The sequence below is a fragment of the Nocardiopsis xinjiangensis YIM 90004 genome (assembly GCF_000341145.1).
Classification (GTDB): domain Bacteria; phylum Actinomycetota; class Actinomycetes; order Streptosporangiales; family Streptosporangiaceae; genus Nocardiopsis; species Nocardiopsis xinjiangensis.
The window spans coordinates 29,998-46,911 of the sequence record NZ_ANBE01000026.1 but is presented as its reverse complement, the minus strand read 5'-3'; the positions used below and the strand labels follow the sequence as shown (position 1 = coordinate 46,911).

Annotated in this window: 17 protein-coding genes and 1 pseudogene; 9 read left to right on the top strand and 9 right to left on the bottom strand. The window is 68.8% G+C overall.

Annotated elements, in window-relative coordinates:
* Positions 1-32: 32 nt before the first annotated feature.
* Positions 33-908: an alpha/beta fold hydrolase gene (locus D473_RS0113105; protein ID WP_017609521.1), complete on the top strand. Its 876-nt coding sequence runs from the start codon at positions 33-35 to the stop codon at positions 906-908.
* A gap of 112 nt (positions 909-1,020) precedes the next feature.
* On the opposite strand, the gene D473_RS24830 is transcribed toward D473_RS0113105, so the two are convergent.
* The 3 genes from D473_RS24830 to D473_RS28430 all read right to left on the bottom strand — a co-directional run bounded on the left by D473_RS24830 (position 1,021) and on the right by D473_RS28430 (position 3,475).
* Positions 1,021-1,629: a helix-turn-helix transcriptional regulator gene (locus D473_RS24830; RefSeq protein WP_017609520.1), complete on the bottom strand. Its 609-nt coding sequence runs from the start codon at positions 1,627-1,629 to the stop codon at positions 1,021-1,023.
* A gap of 104 nt (positions 1,630-1,733) precedes the next feature.
* Entirely contained in the window at positions 1,734-2,081 is a 348-nt protein-coding gene (gene fdxA / locus D473_RS0113095; protein WP_017609519.1) for a ferredoxin, read from the bottom strand.
* Positions 2,082-2,791: 710 nt separating this feature from the next.
* Positions 2,792-3,475 carry a M23 family metallopeptidase gene (locus D473_RS28430; protein WP_017609518.1) on the bottom strand — a complete coding sequence of 228 codons (684 nt, stop codon included), beginning with the start codon at positions 3,473-3,475 and terminating at the stop codon, positions 2,792-2,794.
* A 39-nt stretch (positions 3,476-3,514) separates the two neighbouring features.
* On the opposite strand from D473_RS28430, the gene D473_RS27690 reads away from it, so the two are divergent.
* Positions 3,515-3,703, top strand: a complete 189-nt coding sequence (locus tag D473_RS27690) for a hypothetical protein (RefSeq protein WP_083917999.1) — start codon at positions 3,515-3,517, stop codon at positions 3,701-3,703.
* Between the two features lie 81 nt (positions 3,704-3,784).
* On the opposite strand, the pseudogene ccsA reads toward D473_RS27690, so the two are convergent.
* A pseudogene (gene ccsA / locus D473_RS26640) lies at positions 3,785-4,043 on the bottom strand (cytochrome c biogenesis protein CcsA); the annotation flags it as partial.
* Between the two features lie 513 nt (positions 4,044-4,556).
* Here ccsA and D473_RS26095 point away from each other — a divergent pair.
* A complete protein-coding gene (locus D473_RS26095) occupies positions 4,557-5,735 on the top strand; it encodes a DNRLRE domain-containing protein (protein ID WP_051043055.1) in 1,179 nt (392 codons plus the stop codon).
* 406 nt (positions 5,736-6,141) lie between these two features.
* On the opposite strand, the gene D473_RS24820 is transcribed toward D473_RS26095, so the two are convergent.
* A complete protein-coding gene (locus tag D473_RS24820; RefSeq protein ID WP_017609515.1) occupies positions 6,142-7,932 on the bottom strand; it encodes a PASTA domain-containing protein in 1,791 nt (596 codons plus the stop codon).
* Between the two features lie 194 nt (positions 7,933-8,126).
* Here D473_RS24820 and D473_RS24815 point away from each other — a divergent pair, with 194 nt between their 5' ends.
* The 3 genes from D473_RS24815 to D473_RS26635 are packed head-to-tail and all read left to right on the top strand — an operon-like array spanning position 8,127 to position 10,822.
* Positions 8,127-9,080 carry an AlbA family DNA-binding domain-containing protein gene (locus D473_RS24815; RefSeq protein ID WP_152436837.1) on the top strand — a complete coding sequence of 318 codons (954 nt, stop codon included), beginning with the start codon at positions 8,127-8,129 and terminating at the stop codon, positions 9,078-9,080.
* A gap of 22 nt (positions 9,081-9,102) precedes the next feature.
* Positions 9,103-10,191 carry a helix-turn-helix domain-containing protein gene (locus D473_RS0113065; protein WP_241474783.1) on the top strand — a complete coding sequence of 363 codons (1,089 nt, stop codon included), beginning with the start codon at positions 9,103-9,105 and terminating at the stop codon, positions 10,189-10,191.
* A 4-nt stretch (positions 10,192-10,195) separates the two neighbouring features.
* The gene (locus tag D473_RS26635; protein ID WP_241474782.1) at positions 10,196-10,822 is read left to right on the top strand and encodes a hypothetical protein; all 627 of its coding nucleotides are present in this window, start codon (positions 10,196-10,198) and stop codon (positions 10,820-10,822) included.
* 676 nt (positions 10,823-11,498) lie between these two features.
* On the opposite strand, the gene D473_RS0113055 is transcribed toward D473_RS26635, so the two are convergent.
* Positions 11,499-12,011 carry an NUDIX hydrolase gene (locus D473_RS0113055; RefSeq protein ID WP_017609512.1) on the bottom strand — a complete coding sequence of 171 codons (513 nt, stop codon included), beginning with the start codon at positions 12,009-12,011 and terminating at the stop codon, positions 11,499-11,501.
* 302 nt (positions 12,012-12,313) lie between these two features.
* On the opposite strand from D473_RS0113055, the gene D473_RS0113050 reads away from it, so the two are divergent.
* Entirely contained in the window at positions 12,314-12,745 is a 432-nt protein-coding gene (locus D473_RS0113050) for an Rrf2 family transcriptional regulator (RefSeq protein WP_026126899.1), read from the top strand.
* Positions 12,746-12,980: 235 nt separating this feature from the next.
* Positions 12,981-13,397 carry a nuclear transport factor 2 family protein gene (locus tag D473_RS0113045; RefSeq protein WP_026126898.1) on the top strand — a complete coding sequence of 139 codons (417 nt, stop codon included), beginning with the start codon at positions 12,981-12,983 and terminating at the stop codon, positions 13,395-13,397.
* Between the two features lie 659 nt (positions 13,398-14,056).
* Here D473_RS0113045 and D473_RS24810 read toward each other — a convergent pair.
* From D473_RS24810 to D473_RS0113025, 3 genes are all read right to left on the bottom strand, one after another.
* On the bottom strand, positions 14,057-14,446 hold the full coding sequence (locus D473_RS24810; protein ID WP_152436836.1) for a hypothetical protein: 390 nt from the start codon (positions 14,444-14,446) through the stop codon (positions 14,057-14,059).
* A 578-nt stretch (positions 14,447-15,024) separates the two neighbouring features.
* Entirely contained in the window at positions 15,025-15,267 is a 243-nt protein-coding gene (locus D473_RS0113030) for a DUF397 domain-containing protein (protein ID WP_017609507.1), read from the bottom strand.
* Entirely contained in the window at positions 15,264-16,127 is an 864-nt protein-coding gene (locus D473_RS0113025; RefSeq protein ID WP_026126897.1) for a helix-turn-helix domain-containing protein, read from the bottom strand. Before D473_RS0113025 ends, D473_RS0113030 begins: the two co-directional genes overlap by 4 nt.
* A gap of 222 nt (positions 16,128-16,349) precedes the next feature.
* On the opposite strand from D473_RS0113025, the gene D473_RS0113020 reads away from it, so the two are divergent.
* Complete coding sequence (locus D473_RS0113020; RefSeq protein WP_026126896.1) at positions 16,350-16,895, top strand: ATP-binding protein; 546 nt, start codon at positions 16,350-16,352, stop codon at positions 16,893-16,895.
* Positions 16,896-16,914 lie beyond the last annotated feature (19 nt).

The window sequence follows — 16,914 nt, the reverse complement described above, 5'->3', positions numbered from 1 at the left end:
TGCAACAGCCGCATCTCCAGGAGGAAACGACCATGTCCGAAAGACCGCTCCACCAGGAGGCCCTCGCCGACCTCGCCGACGTCCCCGCTCTCGGACGCTGGTTCCGCTCGGGCGGCCTCCGGTTGCACGCGCTCGACTACGGGGACCTCGAACGGGAATCCGGGGCCGAGGAGCGGCCCAGCCTGCTGATCCTGCCCGGGATCACCAGCCCCGCGATCTCCATGGACTTCGTCGCCCGCCGGCTCACCGACCTGGTCCGGCCCGTGGTCGTGGACCTGCGGGGCCGGGGCCTGTCCGACGCCCCGGACGACGGTGACTACGGCTTGGGCGCCTACGCCGACGACGTCGAGGCCGCGGTCGAGGGGTTGGGGCTGGGCCGGACGGTCCTGCTGGGGCACTCGCTGGGCGCGCGGATCGCCGCGGCCGCAGCGATCCGTCCCGGCGCCGCCTACGCCGGGTCGGTCCTGGTGGACCCGCCGATGAGCGGGCCGGGACGCGCGCCCTACCCCACCACGCTGGAGGCCTTCCGCAAGCAGCTGCAGCAGGCCCAGCGCGGCACCGACGCCGAGGAAGTGGCCGGTTTCTGGCCGCGCTGGTCGCTGCGCGAGCGCGAGCTGCGGGCGCGCTGGCTGGCCAGCTGCGCCTCCGAGTCGATCGACGCCACCCACCGCGGTTTCGAGACGGAGGACTTCTTCGACTACTGGGGTTCGGTCCCGCAACCCACCACCCTGGTGTACGGCGCGGACAGCCCGGTCGTCGACGCGGCCGGCGTGAAGGAAGCGGCCTCGGCCCACCCCGGGGCGAGCCTGGTCGGGGTCGAAGGCGCCGGTCACATGATTTTCTGGGACAACCCCGAGGGGTCGCTGACCGCCGTGCGCGAGGCGTTGAACGCGGTACCGAAGGGCTGAGACCGCAGCGCCGTGTCCGGGCCGGCCGTCCTCCGGCCCGGACACGGCTGTGCGGGGCCGGTGTGACCGGGTCTTTCCGGTGCTTCCGGCCCCCGTGGGACGTCTGTACCGCTCAGGTGTCCGCGGTGCTCAGGTGGGTGGCGCACAGGTCGGGTTCGACGAAGGCCTCGAGCCGCTCGACCGTGGCCGGGGACCCCCACGCCTCCATCGCCCCCTGCATCAGGCCCAGATGCAGGGGGCACACCACGTCGGGCCGATCCGTGGCCAGTTCCAGGAACGGACAGTGGTGCGCCCCGATCTGCTGCCCGTCGTCGCGGGAGGGGAACAGCTCGGGCGCGAAACCCAGCTCCTCGAGCATGCCCATCAGCAGCGTGACCGGATCGGCCGACCCGGTCGTGTCCGCGGCCGCTCGGGACCGGCCCCACGAGCGGCCGGCCTCGATCGCCCGGCGGCCGGGATCGGGCTCTCCGGCCAGACTCGCGGCAAGCGCTTCGGCCAGCACCCGGTAGCTGCGCGGTCCCGCCGGGTCCATGCCCGGGACCGGCCGGTACAGGCGCGCGGGCCGCCCCGGAGTACCGCGCTCGGACGTGGTGTGCTCGACCTGGCCGTTCTCGGTCAAGGCCTCCAGGTGGAAACGGGCGGTGTTGGCGTGGACACCGAGCCGCTCGGCGATCTCGGTGATCTCCAACGGTCGGTCCGCGCCGCGCAACAGCTGCAACACCTGCCCCCGGCGTCCGGCCGCGCGCCGGTCCTGTCGGGGCTCCGTGGACCGGCTCTCTCGGGGCTTCGTGCTCCCGCCCTCTCGGGGCTCTGTGGGTCGGCCCTTCACTGCACGGCCTGTGGGGGAAGGCCCGTCACCAGGGGTGTGTCCAGCCCGATCACGCCGACTCTCGAAGCGCCGCCGGGCGAATCCAACGGTTCCTTGCGGCCGGGCAGGGGTTGGGTGAAGAACTCCTCGTTGTCGGCCAGGTAGGCCCCGAACTCCGTGGGCAGGTCGTCCTCGTAGTAGATCGCCTCGACCGGGCACACCGGCTCGCAGGCGCCGCAGTCCACGCACTCGTCGGGGTGGATGTAGAGCATCCGGTCACCCTCGTAGATGCAGTCGACCGGGCATTCGTCGATGCAACCGCGGTCCAGTACGTCCACGCAGGGTTGGGCAATCACGTAAGTCATGCCCCGAGTTTATACAAGTTCCGCTTGTGAAAACCAGGGGCGGTGCGCTACCGATCCGGGGACGCCCCGGATACGGGGGAGGCTGGTCGGGTCGGTGCAGGACCTCCCGGGCCATAAGAGACCCAGATGCTCAGCCACGTGAGGGGCCGAGCCTCAGAGCAGGTGCACGGTGCCGGCTCTCCCCTCCCCCAAGCGACAGGTTCGCTCAACCCCAGTTCTCGCGCGGTGCGTCGCCCCCTGGGCCGAAGGCCCCCTCGCGCGTTCCGCGCGGTGGTCTCCCCAGCCCTCCTTGCGCGGTATCTGGACGCCCGGAGCCCCTCGACCACTCATGCACGGGGGACGCGTGAGCCCGCGCCCTGCCCTTGAGCCCAACCGGGGGAAGGCCCCTCCCCACAGGGGTGGGAGAAGGCATGCGCAGAGCCGCACGCCAGGGGGTTGAACCCCGGCCACAGACAAAGCCCGGCCCCAGGAACGGGACACGGGGGAACTGAGGGAAACCACGAACACGCCCTGAAAAGAAGAGAAGGGGAAGAGCCCGAAGAGAAGAGAGTCCGGAGCGAGGGAGGCCTGGCGCCGTGCAGGTGCCCTGGGGCTGAGCCCCTCGGGTGGTTGAGCGTAGACACCCCCTGGGGCGGTTCGTGTCCGTCTCTTCCCTCTCCCCGACGCGCCACCGCACCCAGGCACCTCCGAGCCCGATTCCATCAACGGGCTCAGGAGCGGGGGAGCGGTTCGACGACCGAGTCCTCACCCGGCAGGCCGGTCTCCACGAAGTAGGGCGGATCCACCCCGTGGACCCACTCCCGGAAATCGGCGAAGGCTACCGGCAGCCCTTGTGCGTGCACCGGATCCGGTCCGTCCATCGCCTGCAGGTGCACATGGGGTTGTTGCGCGTTGCCGCTGCTACCGCATTCGGCGATCTGCTGACCGGCGCCGACCTGGTCGCCCGCCTCCACGCGCAGCGAACCCCGGCGCAGTTGCGCCAGGAGGATGTGGGCCGACATGTCGGGGTAGGCGATCACCGCGTAATTGCCGGCCATGGCCGACACGCCCCGCGCTTCTCGGGAGGCCCGGCCCCACGCGTAGGGCACCCGGGTCAGAAGGGACCGGTGTGCCTCGTGGTCGTCCTCACCGTCGTGCACAGCCATGACCACGCCGTCGAGTGGTGCCAGGACCGGGCGGCCGTGGGAGAGGAAACGCTCCGGCGGCTCCGTGGCCAGCACGCTGCGCCAGTCCCATGCCCTTGCGCTCTGGTGTTGTTCGTCGACCCCGATGAAGTCGATGGCGTAGCGGTCAGCCAGGTTCTCCGTGCCATGGCTGGGTACGCGCCGCGTCGGGCTGTTGCGGACCGACCACCGTCCGGTGAACGGTAGAGCGAGAACGGTGGCCGAGCTCATGCGTGCCCCCTCGACGGCAGGTATCCCTGGTTCGAAGGTATGCGGTCAGACACGGTCCTGACCAGGGAAAAAGGGCTGCGTGTGGTGGAGGGGAAGACCGCCGTGCGGTGGCGCAACGCCAACGCCCGCGACCCGCACGTGCTCGCGGCCCAACGCCGCGAACGCGCCCGAGTGCGCAGCGAGAAGGGTGTTCGTTGGGGAGGCCGACCGCTACCCACCGCGGCGTGAGGGCACCCGGGCGAACGTTTCCAGCCACAGCACTGGCAACGCCCAGTTGCGCATGTTCCGTCGAGGGGAACCCCTCGGCCCTCAGGCGTAGGAGGGCAGGCCGCTGAACATGTAGTTCACCGCGAAGAAATTGAACAGGACGGTGGCGAAGCCGAGCACGTTGATCCAGGTCGCCTTGGGTACGCGCCAGCCGCCCGTGGCGCGCGCGTGCAGATAGGCCGCGTAGATCACCCAGGAGATGAACGACCAGACCTCTTTGGGGTCCCACCCCCCAGAAACGGCCCCGGGCCTCGTCCGCCCAGGTCGACCCGGCGATGATGCCGAAGGTCCACAGCGGGAACGTGCCCCAGGGCTCGGGCAGCGGTTCCGGTCCCGTTCGGCCGGCCCCGGGTGCCGTCGCCGCAGCCCGGGCGGAGCGCGGGCGCGCCACACTCGCCTACGCCATTCGGGGGACCCGAACGGATCGCAGTCCTGGTCCGAAATGGAGAACTGAAAGGGCTCTCGGCCCTGGGAGGCCAGTCTCCGGCCGGCTGCGGTCGGGCTCCGGTGCGGTGAGGGCGTCGTGAACAGGCGGGTTCCGTGCTCGGTGCGCGATTCGTTTTCGGGTCGGCGTGAACCGGTATTCGTGGGCCGAATAAAAACGGCGATGATCCGGGGGCCGTTGCTCAGGGGGTGCCTTTTGTTTCGATCCGTGCCCCTGGCTCCGGTGGTCCAGGTTTTGGTCTGTGTATATATCGGCGGAGTTTGTGGACCGCAGTCAGATCTTGGTACTTTTCTTTTCGTTCGGGCGAGACATCGGAGTTTCGTCGGTATTCCTTTTCTTCGTTGTTGGAATGTGTAGGCACTGACTGTCATGCGTCGCTCCCTGACCCGTGCGACGGCGGCCTGTGCGGCCCATGCCCTGGCGCTCTCGCTGTGGGCGGCCGCCCCCGCCGAGGGCGAAACCGCCCCCGGGGAGGGCGGCACGCCACGGGAACGGGACGGAGAGGCGGCGGAGAGGGCCACCGTCGGCACCGAACCCGGAGGCCCGCGCGAAGCCGGGAGCGCCTACGCCGTGGACGGGGCCTCCACCGACACGGCCCCCTCCAGTGACCGGACCGAATCCGCGGCCACGCTGCGGACCCACGTCGACCAGGCCTTCCCCGACACGTCCTACGGAGACGACCCGGCGGACAGTGTGGGCACCGGCCGCCTCGTGTGGGACCGCGTCTACACGCGCAGGGCCCTGTTCCGGTTCCCGGTCGAGCCCGAATCGGAAGCCGCTGTGGACTCCGCTGTGCTGCGAGCCGACGTCGCTTGGTCCTACGACTGCGACAACGACGCCGCCGTGCAGCTGCACCAGGTGGAACCCTTCGACGAAAGGGCCACCTGGAACGACCAGCCGACGGTGCGTGCACTGCTCGACAGCCGCGAGATCGGTGGAGCACGGGCCGCATGTCCCGCCGCCGGTTCCGCGGAGTTCGACCTGACCGGGGCCTACCAGGAGGCCGCGGACCGCTCGGCCGACCACATCCACCTGCGCCTCTCAGAACGCGACGAGTCCGGAACCACGGCCTGGCGGCGCTTCGACGTCGAGGACACCCCTCCGACCCTGGTGGTCGACCACAGCACACAGGCGGCCCCGGAGGGAGCACCGGAAGCGGTCACCGACTCGACCGGCCCCTCGGGTGAACCCCAGGACGGTTCGGCGGACACCGGCCCCTCCGGGAACCGCGCCGAAGTGCACCGCAACGAGCATGTCGCCCCGCCCGCCGGCCACACCGGCCCCGTTGCGGTCGGAGCCCACACCGGACCACGGCCCCCGGCCCCCGCAGGCGGCCCCCGGAGCAGGGGCGAGCGGGACCGTTCCCGGGACCAGTCAGGGAACGGGCGTCCCACGGCCCCGGACGGTCCGCTGCGGTGGACCGGGGCGGCGCTTCCCGAAGCACGCGGTCCTCCGGCTGCGTGGCGGCCGCAGCTCCCCGCGGTCGACCGACAGCACGAAACCGGTCGAAGGGCGACGGCACCCTTCACCCCCGATGCGTACTCCTGATGGGCGGAGGAACACATCGCCGGCCGTCCGAGAGGGCGGGCCGATTCCGTGGCCCCGAGGTGGGCGGGGCGCGGGAACGGTCGAGGAACCGAACACCGTCGGCACCGGTCACGGGCCAGGGTGGCCTCCGGCAGTGGAGCGGTTCCGAGCCGAGAACGGGGCCGTCCCGAGACCGGGTTCCCCCGGAGCAGGGTTCGGCGGGCCCTGCCACGGGAAGCCGCAGCGCCCCGGAACCGCGTGTGTATGGGCGCCACACGGGGTTCCGGGCCGCCGGTCCCGGGGGAGTGACCACGACGCGCCGCCCGGAGGACCTCCCCGGGGACGCGGAATCACCGGCGCCCGCTGCTGCGGATGAGACGGCTCTCCTCCCTTGTGCAAGAGGGACCTCGTCTCCCGCCGAGAGGGGTCAGCAGGAACCGACCTCGCGCCACGGCCCCCACTCCTCCGTCTCCTCGGGGGAGATGTCGCTGTTCCACCACACGGCCTCGTACTCGCGTCCGTCGTGGATCACGCGGGTCCCTTCGGGGTAGTTGGTGGCTTCGGACCAGGAACCGGACGTGCACGGCTCCACCTCGGGAGCGTTCGTGTCCGCGGAGTCCTCGCCGTTCCACTGGTCGCCGCCGTCCTGGGGGCCGCCCTCGCCGCCGTGGTCCTGGCCCGAGCCGTCCTCCGAACCATGGTCGGACCCCTCGTCCGGGTCGTCCTCGGGCCCCTGCGCCACTGACATGGTCACGGTGGAGCCGTCGTCGACGATCGCCCCCGCGGACGGGGACTGGGAGGCCACCTCCCCTTCGGGACGGTCGGACCCCTCGGCCTCGACCGCCTCCGCCACCAGACCGAGGTCGTCCAGAACCGCGCGGGCTTCCTCCTCGTCCTGGCCGACCAGGTCCGGAAGGGTCAGACCCTCACTCACGGTGAGGGTCACCGGGGCGTCGTGGGCCACGGCCTCGCCCTCCTCGGGGTCGGTCTCCAGGACCGTGCCCGAGGGCTCGGAGTCCGAGGGTTCCTGCGTGACGGTGACGTCGGTGAAACCCAGCTCGTCCAGCTCCTCGCGGGCCTCGGTCTCGGTCTGTCCCACCAGGTCGGGCATGGACAGCTCCACCGGGCCGACCGACACCGAGACCGTCACGTCCTCGCCCTCGGACAGGGCCGTACCCGCCTCCGGGGCGCTGGAAGCGACCAGGCCCGCCTCCGTGTCGTCGTCGCGCACCTGGTCGTAGGAGACCGACGTCGAGACGGCGAGCCCGTCGAGGAGCCCGGTGGCCTCCTCCGGGCTCAGCCCCACCAGCTCGGGCATGGTCGCCTCCGCCGCACCGGACCCCGGCTCCGTGCCGCCCCCGCCCGAGGTCAAGTGCCACGCCAGCAGCGCCGCCACGAGCAGGAACGCACCGGCGGCCGCACCGATGAGCAGAGGGCGGCGCCGGTCGGGCCCCTCGGCCGGACCGGACGCGGGCCCCTCCTGGGCACCGTCGGAGGCGGCGTGCTTCCCGGAGGTGTCGGGCAGACGGTCCTGTGCCCGGCGGACCAACTCCCGGTACCGGGCGGCATCGAGAGGGCCCTCCTCGGTCCCGGCCGCGGTCGCCTCGTGCACCAGGAGGAAGAAGTCGTCCCCGGTCCCGGGCACCGCCGCGGTGTCGGATCCGGTGACCATGGCGCGCAGCAGCTCCCCCACGGCACAGACGTCCTCCCGGGGGCCTGCCGGGGCCGCGGCCCGATCCGCCACCGACGGCAGGAGCTGAACCGAGCCGTCATCGGCCAGGAACACGGTCTCGGGGCCGACCATGCCGTGTACCAGCCCCTGTTCATGGAACAGTTCCAGGGCCGAGAGCAGGTTGTCGATCAGGTCCAGGGCGTCGCGCCTGGACACGCGCTCGCCGAAGCGTTCACCGACGATGTCCGCCAAGGGTTCCCCGGCCGGGGCCTCGTGGATGGTGCGGGAGCGCCCCCGGTCGGTCTCGTGCTCGAGGATCTCCAACAGGACGGGGTGGTCGATCTCCCTCAGCCGCTCCCACAACGCCGGGGAAGCGGCCCCGGCGTTGTGGGAGAGCTCGTCGACCCGGACCAGAATCGGCTCGCCGGACTCGGGGTTCCTGGCCCGGTGCAGAACCGTGTGCTCGCCCAGGCGGACACCTGAACCGTCCGGGGGAGAAACGGGAATGGACGGGACGTCAGGGGGGACTCGGGTGGGGGATTCCATGTCCGGGATTGTAGGGACTTCTCATGAACGGGGTACCAGCCTCCCCGAGCCGATCTGCGGCCTTGGACTCGGATGTGAGCGGTGTCACGACGGCGAGTTCGCGTGAGGGGCCGGGTCGGCCCGCGTAGTCGGCCAGAGCGCGACGTCACGGCATGTGAGCACGATTTTTGCGGGGCACGACCAACGGCACGGACATGATGGCAGACGATCTCGCCGAGGAGCCCGGCACCCAGGAGACTTGCGCGCTCGAGTTCAAAATCAGGATCCGTGACCAGAACGTGGTCCGCAAGGCGATCTGCGCGATGGCCAACGATCTCGCGGGCAAGGGCGGTGGGGACATCCTCACCGACATCCAGAACGAGGGGAAGATCCTCGACCGGCCCTCCGTGTTCGTGGAACAGGCCCTCTTCGACGGGCAGTCGATCATCCGCATCCGTGTCGAAGCCTCGGCCTCGCCGCCCGTGCGTCTCGACGGTGTGACGTGGGTACGACCGGGCCCCACGACCCGACGCGCGTCCTCCGAGGACGAGCGGGTCCTGATCGAGCGCAGACGAGCCAAGTCGCAGCCCTTCGACACCCACCCGGTCCCCTGCAGCGGCATCGCCGAACTGGACGTGCGGTTGTTCCGGAGAACCTATCTGCCCTCCTCCGCCGCGGACACGGTGATCGAGGAGAACCATCGACCGGAGGCTCAGCAGCTCGCTTCTCTCCGGCTTCTCGACGCGCGGACGGAGACCGCCACCGTTCTCGGCCTGCTCCTGCTCGGCTTCGACCCGAGCGGCTTCCTCCCGGGCGCCTGCACACAGTTCGTCCGTTACGAAAGCACCGAGGTCGACAGCGCTGTCGTGGACGAGCAGGAAATCAGGGCCAACGTCGTCGACACCCTTGCGCAGCTTCTTGTCCAGGTCCGCGTAGGTCCGGAGGAAGTCCTTGGCGATCGCGAGCTGGGGCACGGGAGCTTTTCCGGGGCAGGGGGCCGGGGAAGCTCTGGGGGAGATCCCGTAGCCGACACCATAGACAACAGGGGCCTTGCGCGCCCGGCCCTTGCGGGACGAAGTACCGCCCGGATGCGGGGGTGGCCGGTTCCGGCCACAGGGGGCAGGAAGGCAGCACACACATTTTGCCCGGCCCCGATTCCCAAGCCATGAAAGCTGTGCGATGATCGCACACATGGCACAAGAGTTGAGTTGGGAGCTGATCGGAGAGCGTATTCGGCTGAGTCGACTCTCCACCGGGTTGTCCCAGGGCGCATTGGCCGACCGCATCGGTTTGGAACGCTCCATGGTCTCCAAGTTGGAGAGTGGGGGCCGCCATGTCGACGCGGTCGAACTCACTCGCATCGCCCGGGAGCTCGACTATCCTCTGACGCATTTTCTGAGTGCTCCCCCTGCGGTGGTCTCCCGCCGCACGGCCGGCGCCGCCGAGATCGACAGGAGCGACGACTCCAAGAGGACTTATCGGACCGAGGCCCAGATCTCGGACTGGTTGCGGGACGTATGCCAGCTCATGGACGACGGGGTACTCCTTCCCCGTCCCCTGTTGCGTTTCCCGGGCGCGGTGCGCGGCAGCGACGAGGCGGCAAGAGCGGCCGGATGGCTGCGCGTACAGTTGGGCCTGGGCACAGAACCACTGGGTTCCATGACGGAGGTGTGCGAGCAGGCCGGACAGTTCACCGCAGTCGTCCCATTGCCGGAAGGCGCGGACGGTGCCTCCCTGGTGGATGACGAGGTCGCCGTGGCGATCGTCAGTGAACGTCTGCAGCCGGGCCGGCAGCGCAGCACCGCCGCGCACGAGCTCGGGCATCTGGTTCTGGGGGACGAGTTCTCCAGCGACCTGGGGGTGCACGCTTCTCGGAAGGAACGGGAGAAAGCCGTGGATGCCTTCGGCGCGGAGTTCCTCCTGCCGAAGGAGAGAGCCCGTCAGGCCGTGGCGCGCAAGGATCAGGACGAGGTGCGTCGCAACCTCGTCGAGCTGTCCGCGAACTACCGGGTGTCCTGGACCTTGGCTGTCCAGCAGGCGGCCCCCGAAGGTGGGAAGAGCGCGGAATTCTGGCAGCAGATGAAGCAGCGCACCCCCACGGTCGCAGAGTTCAGAAATTCTCTGGGTTGGAAGCCTCTGCCCGATCTGTCCACAGTCCGGGTTCCTCCCGGATACGCTTCAGCGGTGATGCGGGCGCTCGATGACGCCCTGATCACCGAAACGCGCGCGGTCGAAATGATGCGAGGACAGGTGACCTCTGACGAATTCGACGAGGAATAGCGGTTTGTCCTCTTCCCGCGCATTGTTGATCGATGCTTCCCCCCTTCTGTACGCCTCACGGATCGACCGGCTCGATGTTCTCGGGAGCCTGCTGCAGGGCTATGAGTGTCTCACCACTCAAGCGGTCCTGGAAGAAGTGGAGCGCAACGACAAGAACGGTGCGGTTCTTCAACGGGTCGAGTCCGCCTCATGGCTGGGTCGGGCGCAGACCGGCTCCTTGGCGTTCCACGGAAGGTTCCTGGAATGGAGTCAGCGGCTGAGCATGACGCCTGACCACAACATCGGTGAGACCACTTTGTGCACCTACGTCGATGTGCACGGAGGAACGGTGTACATGGACGACAAACCCGCTCGCAAAGTCGCGGAGCGCCGTGGACTCACCGTGCGCGGGACAGCAGGGCTGGTGGCTGATGGCTGCTGCGAAGGGACCTGGACGGCGAAGAGCGCTTCCTCATTCATGGACGACCTGGCCGATGTCGGCTCAAGGTTTCCGTTTCCCAGGGGGTGGGTTCGAGGTGTGGGCAGTGAAGCAGGAACTGCTGCCTGCGGTTTCCGGTCCGGGCAAGGTGTGACACCGTGGACGGGCACGTGCCCCACGGGGGCTGCGGGAGACCACTCGGACTTCTGGTAACAGCGGGGGGCTGACACCGGCACCTGGTATGACGGGAGCCAGGAACGACGAGGGCTGCCGATGAACCCCCAGAGCCTGTCCACGAGCGACGTCCGCGACCCCGCCCAGCGCGACCCCGCACAACGCGGACCCGTACGGCGCGGACCCGCACACGTGGAGACCGAGGAACCGGGCGCCGTCCCCCAGGCCGGGCAGCTCGTGACCGTCCGCAACCGGCAGTGGGTGGTGGCGGACGTGCGCGCGAGCAGCATCACCTCCAGCGACACCACCCGGATCACCGGGCGCCCCCAGCACGTCGCTGCAGGCCCCGTTCCGGCCGGGCATCGAGATCGAGGAGTACCAGCTCGAACCGGTGGTGCGTGCCCTGTCGATGCCGCGTACCAACTTGCTGATCGCCGACGACGTGGGCCTGGGCAAGACCATCGAGGCGGGGCCGGCAGAGGGCAAGGGCGGGCCGCTCGCGCGTATCCGTGACCGTCGGTACCGGCCGCCCTCTGCCGACAGTGCTTCTGGTGGCACCAACATCCGCTGTCGGCGCTCATGTGAGCACTACCAACCGGAACGCACCCCCGGAGCGACCCGGCGGGGGCGGACTTCCCGATCCCAGCGCACCACCACACCCAGGCATCACAAAGAACGCGGTGGACGCGCTCGCCCCGTGGCCGGATCCGGCCGGTCAGCCGGTGTGGACCGGGGCGGGGGAGCCCACCGGAAGCCCCCAGGCCACGGCGGTCACAGCGGCGCACTTGATCTGGGGTGCGGCGGGCGGGCCCCAACCGAGCAGCTCTGCCGCCTCGCTCACCGGACACAGGCAGCGCACGTGCACCCGGCCGTTGTCGGGGTCGGGGGCGCGGGCGTCGAGCCGGTCCAGACGGGCGGCCATCCGCAACTGGGCGTAGGGCGCCCGTCCGGGGCGGGCCACCTGCTGATAGCCGAGATAGACCGGGTCGGTGATGGTGACCTGGACTTCCTCGGCGACCTCACGCACCAGCGTGGCCACCCGATCGCCGCCGTCGACCTCCTCGGGGGTGCCCCCGGGCAGGTTCCAGGACCCGATGTGGGTGTCACGCAGCACCACCACACGAGCGAGAGCGTCGAACACATACCCGTACACCTGGGTGACCTCCATCGCGGCAGGCGGGTGAACGGCCTCGTGCCAGGTGTAGGACACCTCGTCCGTGGTGGTCATGGCCCGACGGTACTCCGGCGAGCAACGGCCTCGGCCGAAGGGACACCTCGCATTGTCGCGGGTTCCGAGACGGAGAAGGAGCAACCGCGTCAGGGACGGGAGGCGTTGCAGGAACCTCGGGCGGAGATCCCCGAGCTGAAGGAACGTGAGCATGGGCCCGTCCTGCCGTGCGTGAAGAAGGCCCGGTACACGCGCCGGGCGGGCCGACGAGGCCGGTCCGGCCCGCCTCGCAGAACTTGCCGCATACGGTTGTAACAATTATGGTTACAACCAGAGCCGGGGCGAAGGAGGTGGATTCCGACGTGAGTGCCAACAGCAGACTGACCATCGCGGCGCACGCCCTGACATGGATCGGGCTGTATCAGCGGCGTGGCCACGAGGTCGCCACCTCCGAGCAGATCGCGACGAGCGTCAACACCAACCCGGTGGTGATCCGTCGCCTGTTGGCCAAACTGAGCAAGGCCGGCCTGGCCGATTCACGGCGGGGGGCGGGAGCGGGCTGGATGCTCGCGCGGGACCTGGCGACGATCACCCTGCTCGACGTCTACCAGGCGATCGAACCGGGGCCGGTCTTCGCCCTGCACCGCGCGACACCGGACCCCGAGTGCGTGGTGGGCCACGGCATCGGTCCGGCGATGGCCGCCGTGTACGACGACGTGGAGGCCGCCCTGCGCAGGGAACTGGGCAAGACCACGCTGGAGGACGTGCTGCGGGACATCTTGAAGGCCGCCTGACCTCGGACCGTCGACTTCCCTGATCGGGGGTCGCTTTCTGCGCTCAGCGGTGTAACAAAAATGGTTACATCAAGGAATCGGAGAGTCTCATGGGACAGCTGGACGGCAAGACCGCGGCACGCTGTGCGAAGGCGGGGCGCTCATGCAGCTCGGCAGGCCGCTGAGCGGAAAGCACTTCCCGATCCAGGGCTGAGGCCCGACCGGCACACCTCATACGATCGAAAGGACAAGGACGATGGCAACAGGTACTCAGACCTCGCGGGCCGTGGCGGAGAAGTTCGTGGAGCGCCTCGGCAGGCAGGACCCCGACGGCATCCAGGAACTGTTCGCCGAGGAGATCGACTGGCACGTCCCCGGCAGTGACGCGCTGTCCTGGACCGGGCGCCGTACCCGCCGGGAGGAGGTCGCGCCGTACTTCACCACGATGTGGCCGCACTTCGCGCCCGGCAGGAGCAAGGTCGTACTGGAGCGCGTCATCGTCGACGGTGGTGACGTTGTACTGCTGGTGGTCTGGACGCACACCGTCGTGGCCACCGGGAAGGAATTCACCACACCGGCGGCCATGCACCTGATGGTCGAGGACAACCGGATCGTCCGCATGCACCTGTACGAGGACACGCTGATGGTCGAGAAGGCGTTCAACGCCGGCTGAGTGGAGAGCGCTCATCTGCCCTATGGCCCGGGGCACATGGCGGCCAGGACCTCCATGGCGGTGCCGGTCTCCTCCAGGTCGTAGGTGCCCAGGGCGGTGGAGTAGTTGAGCTTGCGCGAACCCGAGCCGGATGTCACCGCTCTTGTTGTCGATCGGCTTGCGGTCGCCCTCTTCCAGGGGCCACTCATCGACGAGCTGTTCAGGGGCCAGTCCTGGCGCATGAGGGGGTACTCCGCGATCGTGTGCGATCAGTCGGCAGCGCACAGGGTCGCGGACAGGGTTCGGGTCGCCGGCGGGTTCGTCGTCGTGCACCTACGTTGCGCTGCACGGAGGAACTCTGGTCCTGGACGACGAAGGCGCACGTAAGACAGCCCGCAGCTACGGCCTCCACGTCCAAGGCACTCTGGGGCTGATCGCTGACGCTTGCAAGAACGGGGACATCACCGTTTCGGGTGCGTCGACGCTGGTGGATGATCTGCACGCTTCGGGGATGCGTCTTCCTTTTCCCCAAGGGGGCTTCGAGACCTGGGCACAGGAGAAGCAGCTGTTGGTGTGAGCAACCCGTACAGGACCGGGGCCCAGTTCGCACAGGGGCTTCGGGGAGCGCGCCGGCTCATGGAGCTGGGGTTGCCCCTGCCTCGGCTGCTGCCGCGTCCCGCTCAGTCGGTGACGGTCCATGTGTCGGCGGGGCACACAGGGCGATCGCGCACGATGGTGCGTCCGTCCTCGGCGTAGGCCACGATGTGGAGGTCCTCTCGGCAGGGTGGGTCTTTCAGCTCGGACAGGGGCCATATGTGCCACGGCGGGTCCGGATCCGACCAATTCGTCCGGAGCGAGGTATTGTCCCCGGGGTCGACAGCCAGGCGCTTGAACGCCTTCGGTGATGACTCCTCGAGCGACTGTTGCGGGTTCTCCCGCAGTAAGAACACCACCGGAACCTCGAGTCCGTTCTCCGCCACCACGTCGTCGTCGTATCGGCTGCATCCGGTCAGCGCGAGCGCGCACACGAGTACTGCGATCGCGGTTCTCGGGCTCCGGTGGCTGCCCATGTTCACCTGGTCCGTGCTTGGGAGATGTGGAAGATGCCCGGACCATAGAACGCATCCATGACGCGGTAAAGAGGGTTGCTGACAACGGACACGAAGCCTGCGGCGACCGCTGGAACCGGGCACGCAGGCTTCCCCTGCCGAGTTTCACCCCCGGCGAGCAGCGGCCCTCCTGAAGACCGGAGTGGGCCGATAATCTCGGGCCATGGCGCACCTGGACGACTTCGTCGAGTGCTTCAAGCCGGGGGGAGGACCGGGGCAAGCGGGTCGAGACTGAGAGGTTCAAGGCGTTCACCCTCGAATAGCTCCTGGCTCGTGACAGGTGAACCCGGACATCACCTGGATGCGGGAGCCCGGGATCGAGGATGCAGGCCCACCGACCCCGCCCGAGGTCATCGCCGCTGAGGTCGTGGAAGATCCGCAGGCCGGGCCGGCCGAGTCCAGTGCGATCGCCGAGTCGCTCGGTGGGGCGGAGGACCGAAATGCGTCCCGAGTAGAGCGGACGGACGAGTCGGGGGAAGCTTGCCCAGGGCGCCCGGTCACTGCCAGAGCAGGCAGTGGCCGGGCACCGTCGTGTCTGCTCAGCGGTTGAAAGCGGAGGCGAGGAAGCCGGTCCACTCGGAGGCGGGGAAGGGGAGGTGGCCGGCGTCGGGGTGCTTGGAGTCACGGATGGCGGCGCCGTAGGGGAGAGAGCCGATCTCGACGCAGTCCTGACCGTGCCCGCTGTAGCTGCTCTTGCTGAAGGTCACGGGCTGAGCAACCTCGACGCAGTCCTGTCCGCGCCCGCTGTAACTGCTCTTGCGGAAACCAATCTGGCTGCTCATGTTTGTTTCTCCAGTGATTGTGCGATATTGCGGATGAAGTTGATGGATAGAGAGCTGGACAGCGCTACCCCCTGGACATTGCTGAAGATCATGTTGTAGGAATCCAGCTCCTCTGCGTCTTCCAACATGAGCCCGGTGGTTGCGTTCTCCACGTACACGATCGGGGCGTCCTTCGGCTCGGGAAAGTCCAGGACGGTGAACGCGCCTTCCATGCCCAAGTGCTCGCCTGCACCATAAGGGAGTACCTGCACGTCGATGTTGTGCCGCATGGCCAGATTGCTGAGATGCTCAAGCTGCTCTCGCATGACCTCCGGCCCACCGATCAGTCTGTGGAGTGCACCTTCATCGATCACTGCCGTCATGCGTGGAGGATGCACGCGGTTGAGGATCTGCTGACGACTCATGCGGGCCTCTACGGGGCGTTCGATGTCCTCGTCGGGTGTGGCTCGCCCTCCGCGGAAGATGGCTGTAGCGTAGCTCGGTGTTTGGAAGAGCCCCGGGATGAGCTGCGGTTGGAAGGTCTGGATCGCCGAAGCCTCAGCCTCCCAGTCGGGCAAGGCATGTTCGCCGAACACATCCTTGTATTTGGACCACCACCCGCGCTCCTTGGCTTCCCGCGCCAGCTCGTGCATGCCCTCCCGAGTCTCGGCGTCCACGCCGTAGAAGTTGGCCAAAGCGTTGAGGTCGCTGAGCCGGAGCCGACGGGCTTCGGCGGTTTCCATGCGCCCCAAGGTTGACCGGGGTACTCCGGCCCCTTTGGCTGCAGCGTCCAGAGTCAGGCCCGCCTGGTCTCGTAGACCACGCAGGACATGGCCCAGGCGGCGGCGTCGGATATTCGGGCTTTTCTGGGGAGGATGCATGCAGGCGGATCCAATTCGGTCATAACGGGAAGCTTATTGGAATCGCTTGACTCTTGGGAATCTCATTCTAGGATGAGAATCAGTCGGAGGCTCACCGAGGGTCTCCGGTCTGAACGCTACTCCCAGCCCGTTCCGCGCGTCACGTCAACCGTGAATCTCTCCAACGGGCACCCCGCCATCACCTCTGTCCGTGCATTGCTATGCCGAGGAGTGTGTCCGTTCATGTCCGCATTCGTGTCCGAGCTCGCTCGCAGCGAGGTCACCGTTCCGCTGTCCAGCTTCATCCGTCCGCACCACGCCCACTACTTCTCCGGGCGCCGTGACCGCCCGCACTACCGGCACCGCCAGTACAGCTTCCCCGGGATCCCGACGCTCCTGCCGCTGGTGCGGGCGTTCCTGGACACCTGCGCGGTGACCTACTCCGCCGACTACCGCTACCTCTTCACGCTGTTGGGCAGCGAGCTGGCCTCCAACGCGATCCAGCACAGCCGCTCCAGCCGCCCGGGCGGCAGCTTCACGCTCCAGGTCCGCCGTTCCACGCGGGGCTTGCATCTGACCTGCGCCGATCGGGGCAGCCTCACCCAGCGCCGGTGGGGCCGGCTGGAACCCGAGCCCGGGGGCACGCGCGTGGGGTGTGAGTCGGGGCGCGGGCTGGCGCTGGTCGACACCCTGGCGACCTCGTGGGGCGACAACGCCCACCCGGAGTTGCGCAAGGTCTGGTTCTTCCTGGACCACGACCTCGACGAGAACCCGTGGAGCCAGGTGTAGGGCAACCGCACGGGCTCCA

Bases quoted from the DNA above. Each gene is read 5' to 3' on its own strand.
- fdxA (WP_017609519.1), bottom strand. From the start codon at position 2,081: ATGACTTACGTGATTGCCCAACCCTGCGTGGACGTACTGGACCGCGGT.
- D473_RS27690 (WP_083917999.1), top strand. From the start codon at position 3,515: ATGCGGTCAGACACGGTCCTGACCAGGGAAAAAGGGCTGCGTGTGGTG.
- D473_RS0113065 (WP_241474783.1), top strand. From the start codon at position 9,103: ATGGCACAAGAGTTGAGTTGGGAGCTGATCGGAGAGCGTATTCGGCTG.
- D473_RS0113055 (WP_017609512.1), bottom strand. From the start codon at position 12,011: ATGACCACCACGGACGAGGTGTCCTACACCTGGCACGAGGCCGTTCAC.
- D473_RS0113030 (WP_017609507.1), bottom strand. From the start codon at position 15,267: ATGAGCAGCCAGATTGGTTTCCGCAAGAGCAGTTACAGCGGGCGCGGA.
- D473_RS0113045 (WP_026126898.1), top strand. From the start codon at position 12,981: ATGGCAACAGGTACTCAGACCTCGCGGGCCGTGGCGGAGAAGTTCGTG.
- D473_RS24820 (WP_017609515.1), bottom strand. From the start codon at position 7,932: ATGGAATCCCCCACCCGAGTCCCCCCTGACGTCCCGTCCATTCCCGTT.
- D473_RS26095 (WP_051043055.1), top strand. From the start codon at position 4,557: ATGCGTCGCTCCCTGACCCGTGCGACGGCGGCCTGTGCGGCCCATGCC.
- D473_RS0113020 (WP_026126896.1), top strand. From the start codon at position 16,350: ATGTCCGCATTCGTGTCCGAGCTCGCTCGCAGCGAGGTCACCGTTCCG.
- D473_RS24810 (WP_152436836.1), bottom strand. From the start codon at position 14,446: ATGGGCAGCCACCGGAGCCCGAGAACCGCGATCGCAGTACTCGTGTGC.
- D473_RS0113025 (WP_026126897.1), bottom strand. From the start codon at position 16,127: ATGCATCCTCCCCAGAAAAGCCCGAATATCCGACGCCGCCGCCTGGGC.
- D473_RS0113105 (WP_017609521.1), top strand. From the start codon at position 33: ATGTCCGAAAGACCGCTCCACCAGGAGGCCCTCGCCGACCTCGCCGAC.
- D473_RS28430 (WP_017609518.1), bottom strand. From the start codon at position 3,475: ATGAGCTCGGCCACCGTTCTCGCTCTACCGTTCACCGGACGGTGGTCG.
- D473_RS24815 (WP_152436837.1), top strand. From the start codon at position 8,127: ATGATGGCAGACGATCTCGCCGAGGAGCCCGGCACCCAGGAGACTTGC.